Annotated in this window: 11 protein-coding genes and 1 pseudogene; 1 reads left to right on the plus strand and 11 read right to left on the minus strand. The window is 46.7% G+C overall.

The genetic code is table 11. The features are described from left to right. Nucleotides 1-407: 407 nt before the first annotated feature. The 3 genes and pseudogenes from tnpB to H8S80_RS31660 form a co-directional block, all read right to left on the minus strand. Nucleotides 408-1505 carry an IS200/IS605 family element RNA-guided endonuclease TnpB gene (gene tnpB / locus H8S80_RS31650; RefSeq protein ID WP_118033319.1) on the minus strand — a complete coding sequence of 366 codons (1098 nt, stop codon included), beginning with the start codon at nt 1503-1505 and terminating at the stop codon, nt 408-410. Between the two features lie 9 nt (nt 1506-1514). Further along, nucleotides 1515-1928 (minus strand): IS200/IS605 family transposase, encoded by a 414-nt coding sequence (tnpA, locus tag H8S80_RS31655; protein WP_118033318.1) that lies wholly within the window; start codon nt 1926-1928, stop codon nt 1515-1517. A 123-nt stretch (nt 1929-2051) separates the two neighbouring features. After that, nucleotides 2052-2250: pseudogene (locus H8S80_RS31660) on the minus strand (transposase); the annotation flags it as partial. Between the two features lie 160 nt (nt 2251-2410). Between H8S80_RS31660 and H8S80_RS31665 the strand changes: the two are divergent. Beyond that, nucleotides 2411-3217, plus strand: coding sequence for an acyltransferase domain-containing protein (locus tag H8S80_RS31665; RefSeq protein WP_118033317.1), 807 nt, complete (start codon nt 2411-2413; stop codon nt 3215-3217). Between the two features lie 46 nt (nt 3218-3263). Here the strand turns inward: H8S80_RS31665 and H8S80_RS31670 are convergent, their stop codons facing one another. From H8S80_RS31670 to H8S80_RS31705, 8 genes are all read right to left on the minus strand, one after another. Continuing rightward, nucleotides 3264-4571 (minus strand): alpha-L-fucosidase, encoded by a 1308-nt coding sequence (locus H8S80_RS31670; RefSeq protein ID WP_118033316.1) that lies wholly within the window; start codon nt 4569-4571, stop codon nt 3264-3266. Then, on the minus strand, nt 4568-5827 hold the full coding sequence (locus H8S80_RS31675; RefSeq protein ID WP_118033315.1) for a Gfo/Idh/MocA family protein: 1260 nt from the start codon (nt 5825-5827) through the stop codon (nt 4568-4570). Before H8S80_RS31675 ends, H8S80_RS31670 begins: the two co-directional genes overlap by 4 nt. Nucleotides 5828-5831: 4 nt before the next feature. Next, complete coding sequence (locus H8S80_RS31680) at nt 5832-6698, minus strand: carbohydrate ABC transporter permease (RefSeq protein ID WP_118033314.1); 867 nt, start codon at nt 6696-6698, stop codon at nt 5832-5834. Beyond that, nucleotides 6698-7618 carry a carbohydrate ABC transporter permease gene (locus tag H8S80_RS31685; RefSeq protein ID WP_118033313.1) on the minus strand — a complete coding sequence of 307 codons (921 nt, stop codon included), beginning with the start codon at nt 7616-7618 and terminating at the stop codon, nt 6698-6700. Before H8S80_RS31685 ends, H8S80_RS31680 begins: the two co-directional genes overlap by 1 nt. 86 nt (nt 7619-7704) lie before the next feature. Beyond that, a complete protein-coding gene (locus tag H8S80_RS31690; RefSeq protein ID WP_118033312.1) occupies nt 7705-9063 on the minus strand; it encodes an ABC transporter substrate-binding protein in 1359 nt (452 codons plus the stop codon). A 282-nt stretch (nt 9064-9345) separates the two neighbouring features. Further along, nucleotides 9346-10581, minus strand: a complete 1236-nt coding sequence (locus H8S80_RS31695) for an ABC transporter substrate-binding protein (protein WP_118033311.1) — start codon at nt 10579-10581, stop codon at nt 9346-9348. Next, complete coding sequence (locus H8S80_RS31700) at nt 10578-11720, minus strand: response regulator transcription factor (RefSeq protein ID WP_243010384.1); 1143 nt, start codon at nt 11718-11720, stop codon at nt 10578-10580. Before H8S80_RS31700 ends, H8S80_RS31695 begins: the two co-directional genes overlap by 4 nt. Continuing rightward, the gene (locus H8S80_RS31705) at nt 11708-13456 is read right to left on the minus strand and encodes a sensor histidine kinase (protein WP_118033310.1); all 1749 of its coding nucleotides are present in this window, start codon (nt 13454-13456) and stop codon (nt 11708-11710) included. Before H8S80_RS31705 ends, H8S80_RS31700 begins: the two co-directional genes overlap by 13 nt. Between the last annotated feature and the right edge of the window lie 92 nt (nt 13457-13548).

Genomic DNA, 13548 nt, shown 5'->3' on the forward strand with positions numbered 1-13548 from the left:
TATAATAAGTTTTTGAAAAAGTATCTGAATAAGATTATTGACATTTTTTTAATTTACATATATAGTAAAGATATGAAAATAAATGGATTTATGTAAGAAAATTTATCTTATATTACATTTTTTATGATGTAGAATGAAACACTAATATCTTTAGACTGTAAAAAGCCAGGGCAAATCCCCGGCTCTTTTTCTTATAATATTCTCCCGGCCTATTCCCGGGCCAGGGCGTATCCGCCGCCGGTCGGTTAATATCGATTAATTGACACTCCCCACAGCTAAAGCAGGGGGGATTCTTGTTTCTACCACTACTGCATCGCTAATACCTAACGGTACTGCTATGTCTTACACAGTGTCCACAAGCTAGATTATACTGTTTCCGTATGCCCTACGGTGCAGTTTTGTATGTTTTATGCTGACTGCATTTGGAGTCCTTTATTCAAGATATTCACACTTGCATTCGTATCTCTATCATGCGTGGCATGGCACTCGGGACATTCCCATTTACGTATTGCCAAATTCTTTACCAATGGATTTTTATATCCACAGCAGGAGCATGTCTGACTACTTGGATACATGGTTGGTATTTTCACAATATCATTTCCGTACCAAGTCGCCTTATATGTAAGCATATCATAGAATTTAGACCATGATACAGAACTTATGTATTTTGCCAATTTATGATTACGCATCATGTTTTTCACTTTCAAATCTTCAATACAGATTGTTTGGTTTTCACGAATCAGCATTGTGGATCGTTTCTGTAAAAAATCTTTTCTTTGATTGGTAATCTTTTCATGAACCAGTGCCACTCTCACGCGCTGTTTATTTCGATTATTAGAACCTTTTTCTTTCCGTGACAGTTTTCTATGTTCACGAATGAGCTTATGCATTGATTTCTCAAGGTGTTTGGGATTAGATACTACATTTCCATTACTGTCAGAATAGAACTCCTTAATACCTACATCAATACCAATAGCAGCACCATTATTTTGCTGTAGCTGCGGTTCAAAATCCACATTCAAAACTGCAAAATACTTTCCTGTAGGGGTACGTTCAATTGTAACATTATTGATTTTTCCTACTTCCATAGACTGACGCACCTTAACAAATCCTAGCTTGGGAAGTCTGACATATTTTCCTGCAATACGAATATTATCGCCTTGATTGATTGTGCGGTAAGACTGATGGTTATTGTGTTTGCTCTTGAATGTTGGATGTGATGCACGTTTTTGAAAGAAGTTCACATATCCCCTATCAAGGTCACGCAGCGATTGTTGCAATGCTATCGAATCAACTGCTTTTAAGAATGTAAAATCTCCACTTCTTTTTAAGTCTGTAAGCATTGCAGATGTTTGGGAATACCCTATCTTGTTTCCATTTTTATACGCCTCTTCGCGCATAGCAAGACCTCTGTTATAAACCAATCTGCAACAGCCAAATGTCTGATTGATTAAGTTTTTTTGTTCCCTATTGGGGTAAATCCGAAACTTTACACCTTTTTGCATCAGCCTTGTTTATCCTTTTGTCGTTGCGATGTTTTTTGGGTTCTCAATATACTGTTTAATTACATCAAGTGGTGCGCCACCTACGGTAGATACAAAATAGCTGTTTGTCCACAGTGATGGCATTCTTGTTTTTAAAGCAGGAAATTCACTTCTTAGCACCCTTGAAGTATATCCTTTGAATGACTTTACAGCCTTATGGATGCCAAACTGTGGATCTACTTCCATGAGTATGTGTACATGGTCTGGCATGATTTCCATTTCCATGATGTCTACAGAAATATTCGCAGCGCACTCAAGAATCAGTTCCTTTAATCTGGTATCTATTCCGTTTGTTAAGATTTTACGCCTATACTTTGGACACCATACTATATGATATTTACAAGAATAGACAATATTGTTATTTGATTTATATGTTATATTCATACATGTATTATATCGTGTTGTTACACCTGATACAAGTACACTTATTCCATTTTCAATTACTTGCGTAAATTCGATGGAAGTGTCTTATATCCCCATAGCTAAAGCTAGGGGTTTTACGACACTCTTGATAATGAATATGGTCTTTATCGGTTTCCATATATTTTATTACTACATGATGCTTTTGACATATCTCATATGACAACTGCTTTATATCATCTGATATTCGTTCTAAAACCAGTAGTTTCTTTCTGTATTTGCATACGAAAATAATATGGTATTGTAGTAAATATTTGTGTCTGTTTTTAGATTTCCATGTTCCCATAATGATAGTATAACACACCAATCTACTTTTCGCGACCTTAACCCATCATCTAAAGCTAATGGGATTGCGGTCGCATTATTTCAAGTGAGAGCGAAAGAATAATTTGCTATGGAATTCTCCATTAAGATTGTGGTAAACTATGTTACAGGAGGAAGTACATATGAATATAAGGGAATTTTGCAATGGGATTCATCTTCAGGAAGAAGCTGCGGAACTGGTTCACGCATATTCAGCGGATCCGAATACATATAAAGAGGTAAAAGACTGTTTTTATAATGATTATGAAGCTTTTACCCGTATGATTGCGGGGCAGAAGGATGCGGCGGCATGGTTTCTCTATTATTTTGTCCATTTTTCCTGCGAGGCCCACGAAGAATACGTAAAAAGAGGGCTTTCCGACCAGTTGTACTGGGACACTTTTTCCGATCTTACGATCTGGTGTGAAAACTGCCGCAGGGATTACGGCGTGACTGGACTGATGGAATATGACTGGCTTTGGCGGCACGTAAAGCTCCGGTTGTTCCGCCTGGGCAGGCTTCAGTTTGAATTGTATAACGCGCCTCATGGGATCGAGGTTCCTGGAATTTCAATTGCTGCGGGGGAGATGCTTTTAAACGTTCATATTCCCCAGGGATCGCCGGCCGATCCGGCCGCCTGTGAGGAGGCGTTCCGGCTGGCACGCGCCATGTTCCCGGAGTATCATTATTTTCACTGCGAGTCATGGATGCTTTACCCGGGGCTGGCTGCGGTGATGAAAGAGACTGCGAACACGATATTATTTCAAAAGCGTTTTCTGATTTATGAGACGGAAGAGGAGGAAAGGGATGCCGAAAAGCGGATTTTTCAGAAAGTAATGGATAATCCGGAGGATTACCCGGCAGATACCCCGTTCCGGCAGAGGGTGCGTACCTGGCTGATCCAGGGGCACAAGCTTGGAAACGCGTCCGGTATCTTTTATATGGAATGACAGAACAAGGCGCATCCGGTTATTCGGATGCGCTTGTTTTGCAATTTTAAAGAGCCAGTTCAATTTTTAAAACAGTATCATCCTCATCCGGAAGCGGATAGGAGAATACCGGATTGTCGCCCAGTGAGACAAAGGCAACGTCAGGATACATCGCGGTGTTCCACGCCTCCCCGCGGATCAGTTCGCTGCCGTCGGCCAGCCGCGTGACTCGCTTTACCCGGTCAGGGCCGATGCCATATAGAGGCAGGGCGCCGAGAGGAGTCTCGTAAACATGGGCGTAGATGGTATCTCCATTCTGAGTATATCTGCCCCACTCGGGCTTTGCGGTTTTTGAGATACCGCAGCCGTAGATGCTTTCCCCGTTTCGGTCCATGAAATGTCCGACTTTCTCCAGAATTTTAACGCTCTCATCAGGAATCCGCCCTTTAGCGTCAGGTCCTACGTTGAGGATCATATTTCCGCCCTTGCTGACACATTCCACCAGCTTGCGTATGATGGTCTGAGGCGTTTTATATAAGGAATCCCAGGAACAGTATCCCCAGTGGTTATTCATGGTGGCGCACAGCTCCCAGGGGATTGGAAGTCCTGATTCATCCTGCATTCCCTGCGGAGGAATGATCTGTTCCGGACTCGCAAAATCTCCGCTGAAGACAGAAGGGTGATCTGTCGCGATGCTGCCGTTTTTTTCTCCGGAGCCTTCCAGACGGTTATCGATGAGGACATCCGGCTGATAGGAACGAACCATCCGGATTAATTCGGCGGCACGCCATTTTTCGCTGCACATATCATCGTAAGAAAAGTCAAACCAGAGAATATCCAGTTTACCATATCCGCTCACCAGTTCACGGACCTGACCGTGCATATAGTCAAGGTAACGGTTAAAATCAATCACTTCATTCCGATATGCTTCATTGCCGCGCATGGGGTGATTGATATCGTTGTATTTAGGGTAATCGGGATGATGCCAGTCTAACAGAGAGTAGTAAAGACCAACCTTGAGCCCTTCAGCGCGAAATGCATCGAGAAACTCCCGGACAAGATCCCGTCCTGCCTTTGCAGCGGTTGATTTATAATAGGTAAGAGCGGAATCGAACAGGCAGAAGCCGTCATGATGCTTTGCTGTCATAACCGCATATTTCATCCCTGCCTTTTTGCACAGCCTTGCCCACGATACGGGGTCAAAATCAACGGGATCAAACTGGTGAAAATACTCCTCGTACTGTTCTGCGGGTATGCGCCGCTCCGACATGATCCATTCCCCGGCCGCCGGAATCGCATATAAGCCCCAGTGGATAAACATACCAAAACGATCATTCATAAACCATCTGGTGCGCTCTAACATTTCCTGATTCATAAGGTACCTCCTAATGTGATGACAGCGCCGCCGGCCAGCCGGCTTTCCTCTGCTGCAAGAGCGATGAAATGACTCTCTACCGCTTCGGTGGCAGCGCTTTTATTTTCCTCTTTCCCATTGCTGCCGACCAGTTTTACAAACTGCCTCATCATGGAGACATCGCTGCCGCTGTGGCCGCCCTCCTGGACATGAAGCCGGATCTGCGTGGTGTGACCGGTCACAAAATCCGTCCATTCGATCGTGTTTTCTTCCATATTGCCTTTTATCTGCCCCCGGGTTCCCATGAGGTTGATGATACGTTCACATTTTTCTGTAAATGCGCACATTGTCACGCCTGCAGTTACTCCATTTGCGAACTGAAGATTTACAATCTGATGATCCACCACATCATTATCACAGCGGTAGACGCATCTGCCGTAGGGGCCATCCTTCAGAGCGGAGAGCAGTGCCTGACGGCTCGTATCGAGGCTGACAGTCTGGGCGAAGCCGTCTTGTATGGCCTTTTGGTGTTCCAGATAAAACCGCGGTGCAAAGAATGGGCAGCTGTCCCTGGCCTCACATCCATCCATACAGTACGGCGTGCTGCCCGCGGGAGCATGTGCCTCTGTGAAATGACTGAGGCCGCCGAAGCTGCTGACCGATACACACGGACTTCCGACAAGCCATAGCAGGATATCGAAATCGTGGCAGCATTTTTGCAGAATCATGGGGCTGCTTAAGCTGTGATTCCTCCAATTACCCCGCACAAAGCTGTGAGCCATATGCCAGTATCCGACGCTCTCGATATGCTGAATATCGATTAATTCCCCGATCGCTCCGGAGGTAAGAAGCTTTCTTAGTTCGATAAAAAATGGGGAGTAGCGCAGCACGTGGCATATGCTGATTGTCTTATCATACTGCGACGCCAGCCGGTAAACGTCTGAAAGCTCCTCCTTAACCGGTGTGATCGGCTTTTCACAAAGAATATGATATCCTTTCTGCACCGCCATCTTTAACGGTTTATAATGCATCTGATCCTGGGTACAGATCAGGACACAGTCTGCCATACGTGGGCGGTTTAACAGCTCTTCCCAGGAGGAAACAGCATTCTCCTCCTGGATTTGGTGGTCCTTCACAAATGCGTCCCTGCGGTCTTTTCGTGGTTCGGCCACACCTGTAAAGGTTAGCTCATTGGGATAATTGAGTGCGTAGGACGCGTAGCTCTTTTCCCCGCGGTTTCCCGCGCCTAGTAAGATTGCCGTAATCTGTTTTTTCATATGATTATCCTTTCACTGCGCCGCCTGCCAGCGCTTCCACGAAGAATTTACTGCAGCAGCAGTATACGACCACCGCCGGAAGGAGAATTACCACGATTGCCGAGAACAGTCCGTTATAGTTGGTGGAGAATGCGGTAGTAAACTGTGACAGAATAGCAGGCACTGTCTTTAACTCTTTTGTCGTCAATACCATGGAGGCCCAGTAGTATTCATTCCAGTAATTCATAAACGCCAGAATCGCCGCCGTCATAATCCCGGGCCGGGCGATAGGAAACATAATCTTTGCAAATGTCTGAAAATAGGTGCAGCCATCAATTCTGGCCGCTTCCTCAAGCTCCTTCGGTATGGTGGCAAAGTAATTTCGGATCACCATAAAACTGACGGCTATGCCGCTGCAGGTATAGATGAGAACCAGTCCCGCATGGCTGTCATTGATATGAAGCTTATTGACCAGGTTATAAACCGGAAAGGTCATGGCCGTGGCGGGAATAAACAGCGTGGACATGAGCAGAGCGCTGATCAGCGGCTTCAGCTTAAAATCCATGCGCGCAACCACGTAGGCCGACATGGAGATAATAATAATGCTGAAGATAACGGAAAGCCCGGCTACTTTAAAGCTGTTAAAAAAGTACCGCATGATATGCATATCCCGGAACACGCCCACATATCCGTCGAGGCAGATCTGGCTTGGAAGAGTGAATCCTGGCTCCGCCATGGGGTCTGCTTTTAAGGAAGAGATAAACACCCAGATAACAGGAAAGAGAGAAATAAAGCAGATGACAGCCATTCCGATATAGTTGAGTACCTTACCCGTTCCGCTTAGGCTACTGAGAACAGCGCCCTCCCCGCCTTTTGAACGCTTCTTTTTCATCAGACATTCCCTCCCTTCTCTTTCCTTTCACGGAAGATAAAATTGATAACAAGTATGATCAGGGCTCCGCCTATGATCTGAATGGTACCTACCGCATTGGCCCTGGCGTACTGCGCCCTGGGGCTTACAACGGCCAGCTCACGGATGATAAAGCTGATGCTTCTGGTGCCTGCCGCGCCGTTGGTGAGGAAGAAGACCTCGTTGTAAAGCAGGAAACCGGAGGTCGCGGCCAGGATGCTGACTGTTTTAAGCGTATCCTTGATGAGAGGGAGCGTGATATAGATATCCCTTCTCCAGCCGATCGCCCGATCGAGAACCGCGGCCTCGTAAATCTCCGTCGGAATCGCCGAAATCTGTCCCAGAATCATGATCATGATGGTGCCTGCAAAAAAGATATACGCGCATGTCAGGGCGATAAAGTTGACTTTTGGCATGATCAGGATATTTTCTGCAAAATCAGAATTGAACAGGCGGATAATCTGATTGATTACACCGTATTTGGGATTGTACAGCTGTAAAAAGATAAGTCCCATGGCAGCAGAAGAGATGATGCTGGGTATAATGTATACGTTTCGAGCGATTTTCCATCCTCTCCGATGCTTCGACAGCGCCAGAGCCACCAGGACAGCGATCGGCACCTGGATGACCAGGCCGCACAGCGCCCAGATACAGGAATTGCGCAGCGCTTCTGAAAAGTAGGGATACTGGGTAAAAATGTAATTGTAATTATCCAGCAGATGACCGGGGGAATAAAACTCCGGCTGATTTAAGTTGGTATAGTCCCATTTCTGGAAGGAAGAAAGAAACACGGTCAGAATGGGGTATAAGTAAAATACGCAGAAGCATATCATGGTTGGAAGAAGAAACAGGGTGATAAAGATATTTTTCCGCGTCTTTTGAGATATTTCTTTTTGCTTCATTGGCGCTCCTCTTTTCTTGAAATCGTTCGCAGCAGAATGAAAAAAGGACTGCCGCCAAAATACACAGCAGTCCTTTTCAGAGTCGATCAGCCGATCAGGGCTACCAGTTCACTCTTTAACTCTTCCAGCTTTGCCTCGATATCAGTACCGCTGATCGCGGCTTCCATCAGTCGGTTAGCAAGGGCGTTGCGAATGTCGGTTCCCCATACTGCGTCAACGGTTGGAACGATGGTATCGGCGCTGTTTGCCTGGGCGCATGCCTTTGCCAGCAGTACGACACTACTGTCAGCGCCTTCAGCCAGAGTGTTTAAATTCAGGGAAGCGTTGCAGGGATTTGCACCAACTTCTTTGAAAATCTTCGTCTGAACTTCTTCACTTGTCATATATTTAACAAATTCGAGAGCGAGAGCGGTCTTGTCTTCACTCATGCCACTGGCGATAGTGATGCCGCCGCCCGCAGAGGATAATGCCACGCTTCCCGGGAAGATCGCCGGCTGGAATCCGGCTTCCCCTTCAAATCCGCCGGCCGCCCACACGCCGTTAAAGAATACCGCGGATTTTCCAGCGTTGAAATCAGCAGACCAGTCGTTGGCAGAACTGCTTGTATTGGCAGAGCCGTTGGCCTGGTCAAGAGCCGCCACAGTCCGGAACGCATCTGCAAATTCTTCGGAATTGACTGTATCTGCAGTTAATTCGCCCGCTAGCATGGCGGCGCCTGTTTCTGTCCGTCCGAGAGCCGCGTTGAAGCTGTGAACAGAGCCCTCGCCTGCGCCATAAGCGTAAATATCGCCGCCGATTGCGCGAACCTTTTCCATGGCGGCGGCAAAGTCATCCCAGGTCTTCCAGGTGTCAGGAAGAGTAGCTCCGACCTGGTTTAAGATATCTTCGTTATACCAGAACCCCAGGGTGTTTAACTGATCGTGAACGGTATAGATTTTTGCGCCGGTATCGTTCTGCGCATAGTTTAATCCAACCTGCTCCTGGATTTTCTGCTCGTCAATGTAGGGTTTCATGTCGTATAAAAGTCCCTGCGATATCGCTGCCAGAGAAACGGAGTTTCCTGCGAGGTCAATCATATCCGGATATGCGCCGCCGGCAACCTTGTTGTCTACGACCGACTGGATATTTTCTGTTGGAATGGCTTTGAATTTCACTGGGCCATCCGCGTGCTGTTTTGCAAATTCATCATAGATATCACGCATTGCCTTTGCTGGAGCCCACTCACTTTCATCGTGATAGTATCCGTGATAGAATTCAAGAACCTCTTTATCTCCCGTCTTTTCAGTGGCTGCCGTTTCTTCCGGCTTTGCCTCGGTCTGAACGGTTGCCGTTGTCCCGGCTTCCGTTTTCGCAGTGGCGTCTCCTCCGGATTTTGCGCATCCACTCACAAGCGAAACTGTCATAACCCCTGCCAGCATGAGACCCAGCCATTGTTTTCTTCTCATAGTAATCTCCTCCTCTGTTTTTTTGTGATGATGTTCCAAAATGCTTTGGGCTGTTTAGATAGTATCACGAAAAAACACGGTAATCTATGGATGAGATTGACTAAAATATTGCATTTTATATACTGATCATTTAAAAAGCAAAAAACAAGTTAGTAAAAGTGTACAAAAAAAGAAGAATAGGATTTTGTTGTGGTCATGTTGGATTTTATTGAGGTGGTGAGGCGGGGCAGCAGCGGTTCCATTCACTAATTCTCTGATTATGCGGCAATTAACTGTCTGTGGTCATGGTTCCCGCAACAGTTGGTCCAACTCTTCCCCGGAACGGGAGCCATCCAGGACAGCCATGATATTTTCTTTCAGCAGATTTATCTGCCGGCCGCTCCAGATGTTGTCCGGAACTTCCATAATATAATTACTTCCCAGAACCTCCGCGGTTCCCTGGCAGAAGCGCGGCATCTCATCTTCATACTCCTCAAGCCGTATATTTGGATTGGCGGGTATTTGCTGAGTTTCTGCGATGACTCGTTTTTGCACATTTTCACTGACCATGTATTTGACGAAGCGGATGCTGGCTTCCATCTTTTTTTCATTCCTGGTATTTCCCACGAGGTAGCCCAGACAGGCAGAAACACAGGCGCTTTTTCCGCCGCATTCATATGGAAATGCGGAATAACGCACATCAAGGTCTTCGTCAATCAGTGCGCTGCCCCAGACGCCGTTGATGTACATGGCGGATTTTCCCTCGTTGAAAAGCTCCAGGACATCCCGATAGCCGTAATTACCAGCCGAGCCGCCACTGTACCTGCTGACTTCTTTCAAGCGGTCAAGAGCGGCCAGAAAGGTATCCGTTTCAATCTCAACCGGATAGGAAAGCTTCCCGGCCAGAAATGCATCTAATAAATAGATGCTGTTTTCAGGATTCATCTGAATCGGTGTTACAGCAAGCTGATGGGTATGTGCATACGTCTCCAGACGCTGACAAACATCGAAGAATTCCTCCCAGGTCTCCGGCGCTTTCTCAATTCCGGCAGCCTGAAATAATTCAGCATTGTACCAGTAACCGCCGCTCAGCAGCAGAACATCGGATACCGTATACAACTGTCCGTCAGGCGTAGTCCAGTAAGAGAGCAGTTCCGGCGCGATATTCGCTGAAAATTCAGGATCATCTTTTATGTAGGGCATCATATCAACTGCATAATCCTTCTGCTTTGCGAAGCGGTAGATGGTATCACGCCCATTGCCGCCGAGGAAAATCAGATCAGGGATACTTCCGACTGCCATCATATCGTCAGCCTTTCTTATAACTTCATCGGAGGAGGGCATGGATACTAGATTCAGACGGATATCGGGGTTTTCTTTTTCAAAATCTTTGTAAATCTGCCTCATGGCTGTATGATCCGGTTCTGAGGTTCCCCAGCCGTGGATCAGTATGATTTCTACCGGTTCCTTCACTTTTTCGGCACAGCCGCATAAGCAGACTGCAGTCAGAACGGCCGCGATCCATACTGATAGTTTCATACCCGCGTCCTCCCATCTGGTTTCACGTGGCAAGAGGCTTCATATTCCTTCGGCGACTGTCCGGTATATTTTTTGAATACTCTGGAGAAGTAGGCGGTGTCGTCAAAGCCCGTCAGACCTGCGATCTCATAGATTTTGCGGTGTCCCACCCGGATTAGTTCTTTGGCTTTTTCCACCCGCATCCCGTTAATCTCATCGAACAGTTTTTTACCGGTTCTCTGCTTATAAAGCCGGCTTAAATAGCTGCGGTTGGCGTGTATGGCTTCTGCAATATCATCCAGACTGATCTTTTTGGTGTAATTATCGTGGACATATACCTTGATTCGCCCCAATAAGTCCTCTTCCTCGTCGGGGGAGACAGAAGTCTCTTCCTGTTCCGTCGGCTCCTGCAAAGATGGAAGCTCCACCACATGAACAGAAGGATCATCAGCGGACGGCACATGTTGCTTCCAGTAATGCAGTAGCACCGCATAGATGGAAGCCCCCGCCTGGCTGTCTTCATACTCTGAACTAATCAGTACAGGGATAGATCTGCCGAGAAAACTTCTATACAGCGATGAAAATTTTAAGGCGGCCGCAGTCATTGATTGAAGTGTGTCCTGCCGGCGCATGGTAAAAATCATACATATTTCACCTGAACCTGTTCTGGCGGGGTGGTATTCACAGCCCTCAAATGCCGACCGCATAAAACGGCGGATCGAATCCCCACTTTCTCCGGCCGCTGCGGTGGGAAGCAGCAGCATCCGGTAAGAGGCCAGCCGCTTTTCCTCCAGTCTGGCGGTGATTTTTTCCACAGCTGCCGGAATATCGTCCAGTGCGGAGGTCTTGACAATGTAGTCGCTTACCTGGCAGCGGATTGCCTCATGCGCATACTGAAAATCAGCGTAGGCGGTCAGAATGATGACCTGTATATTCATGTGCTGCTCATAGATAAACTGTGCAACCTCCAGACCGGTCATCAGAGGCATACGGATATCCGCGATTATGATATCAGGCGGTCTTCGCTTTATTTCCTCCAGCAGTAGCTGGCCATTTTCCGCTATGTAAACCAGTTCACATCCCAGTCCTTTCCAGTCGATTAATTTTTCCAGTCCCTCCCGTATCAGCGGTTCATCATCCGCGATCATTACATTCCACATAATGTTTTCCCCTCTCCGGAGTCCGGCGGCAGTATGATTGTCACACGGGTCCCCTTTCCTGTCTGACTCTCCACATTCATGACAGCCTTGTCCTCATAAAAAATATGCAGCAGCTTTTCGGTATTAGAAAGGCCGACGTGGGTATGCAGCCCTTCACTTTCCGTCGTGCTCTGGCCGTGCTGTTTCTTCCATTCTTCCACATCGAAGCCATCGCCGTCATCCTCCACACGAATCCACAGGAAATCTTCTTCTCTCCAGATCGATACCAGGATTTTACCGTTCCCCGATTTTGGCTCCAGTCCGTGTGAGACTGCGTTTTCCACCAGCGGCTCGATGCAGAGCCGTGGTATCTTTACCTGCTCCAGTCCATCACCGCATTGGATCTCATAATTGATTTTGCCGGAAAAACGATTGCTCTGAAGATACAAGTAAAACTCCACCAGTTCCAGTTCTTCGGATAGAGGAATCAGTATTTCCCCGCTACGGAAGATTTTACCCTGAAGCAGCTTTGAGAAGGCGGACAGGAGCTTCTGTATCTCCGTGTTACCGCACAGTCCGGCCTTCATACTGATCATGGCCAGGATATTAAACATAAAATGGGGATTGATCTGGGCCTGCAGGAAGCGCATCTGTGACCGGGCTGCTAGAAGCTGCTTTTCATATACCTGAGTAATCAGGTAATTAATCTGCTCTGTCATTTCATTAAATACAATGGAGATATCATTGAACTCCTGCGTGCCAAAGCTGTCCAGCCTTGTATCGAAGCTACCGCCACCGAACTGTTTAATTTTATCTGCAACGGTTTTTAACGGCCTAGTGAAAGAATAGGAGATAAAAAACACGGTAACGGCCACAATCCCCAACACAAGGAAGAATACGACAGCGAACAGGCCAATCGTCGACCGAATGGAATCATAAACAGTGGAACCTGGAACCCCGATACAACAGCTGATTCCAAAACCGCTGCCGCGGCTGCTTATTAGATGGCGCGCTGTGCTGACAGTACCTTCTTTTTTTTCTGTACTGATTCCATTCAACAATTCTGGCGGCATCTTGTCCGCATTGCCGATAAGCGGTACACCATACAGTCCGAAGACAGACCAGAACGAATCATCATACTGTCTGGATGTGCTGAAAATACGGTTTATGGAATCCGTCCCTAAAGAGACGAGGCAGGTTCCCACCGGATTCATAGTCTCGTCATAAATCCACATACACAGGATCAGCTGCCCCTCCTCTGTAACATAACTAAATTCCTCCCCGGATTTCCGGAAAGTGGAGTCAATATCCTGATAAGTCCTGTCATTACTGTCCCGGGCGGCCAGCGTGATCGGATAGTAATAGCAGCTTGCATGTTTTCCATAATTATTAAAAAGATAGAGACGCTCTACGAAGGGATAGGACGAGTCCACCATATTCCGGGAGGAAAATAAATCGCAGTTGTAGGAGAGCAGTCTGGAAGTCTCCTGGCTGTCGAGGGAACCGTCGTCAAAGAATTCCCGGATTTCCACGCTGTGCCGCAGGTCGGTGATAATGTCTTCAAGGTACTGCATCCGTAAGTCAAACTGTTCCGTCGTACTTTCCAGATAGAACTTCATGTCGTTTCCTGCATTTTTAGAAAAAGAACTTATAAAAATAAGGATCAGGGTGATGCCTAGCACCAAAACAGAACAAATACAGGTAACCATTGTCATGGTGATGAGCTGGGAACGAAACTTTGGGGGACTTTTTTTCATAACGGCATCTTCCTATTCCCTTCCGCTGTTGTTATAACATCCGCGTGTGCAGAAGAAGATTTGATATTGATTTTATTTTAAAACAAACCGGA

The sequence above is a fragment of the Hungatella sp. L36 genome (assembly GCF_014288035.1).

What these genes read in the sequence shown, in the direction of transcription:
- tnpB (WP_118033319.1), bottom strand. Translation starts at nt 1,505, where the DNA reads ATGCAAAAAGGTGTAAAGTTTCGGATTTACCCCAATAGGGAACAAAAA.
- tnpA (WP_118033318.1), bottom strand. Translation starts at nt 1,928, where the DNA reads ATGAATATAACATATAAATCAAATAACAATATTGTCTATTCTTGTAAA.
- H8S80_RS31665 (WP_118033317.1), top strand. Translation starts at nt 2,411, where the DNA reads ATGAATATAAGGGAATTTTGCAATGGGATTCATCTTCAGGAAGAAGCT.
- H8S80_RS31670 (WP_118033316.1), bottom strand. Translation starts at nt 4,571, where the DNA reads ATGAATCAGGAAATGTTAGAGCGCACCAGATGGTTTATGAATGATCGT.
- H8S80_RS31675 (WP_118033315.1), bottom strand. Translation starts at nt 5,827, where the DNA reads ATGAAAAAACAGATTACGGCAATCTTACTAGGCGCGGGAAACCGCGGG.
- H8S80_RS31680 (WP_118033314.1), bottom strand. Translation starts at nt 6,698, where the DNA reads ATGAAAAAGAAGCGTTCAAAAGGCGGGGAGGGCGCTGTTCTCAGTAGC.
- H8S80_RS31685 (WP_118033313.1), bottom strand. Translation starts at nt 7,618, where the DNA reads ATGAAGCAAAAAGAAATATCTCAAAAGACGCGGAAAAATATCTTTATC.
- H8S80_RS31690 (WP_118033312.1), bottom strand. Translation starts at nt 9,063, where the DNA reads ATGAGAAGAAAACAATGGCTGGGTCTCATGCTGGCAGGGGTTATGACA.
- H8S80_RS31695 (WP_118033311.1), bottom strand. Translation starts at nt 10,581, where the DNA reads ATGAAACTATCAGTATGGATCGCGGCCGTTCTGACTGCAGTCTGCTTA.
- H8S80_RS31700 (WP_243010384.1), bottom strand. Translation starts at nt 11,720, where the DNA reads ATGTGGAATGTAATGATCGCGGATGATGAACCGCTGATACGGGAGGGA.
- H8S80_RS31705 (WP_118033310.1), bottom strand. Translation starts at nt 13,456, where the DNA reads ATGAAAAAAAGTCCCCCAAAGTTTCGTTCCCAGCTCATCACCATGACA.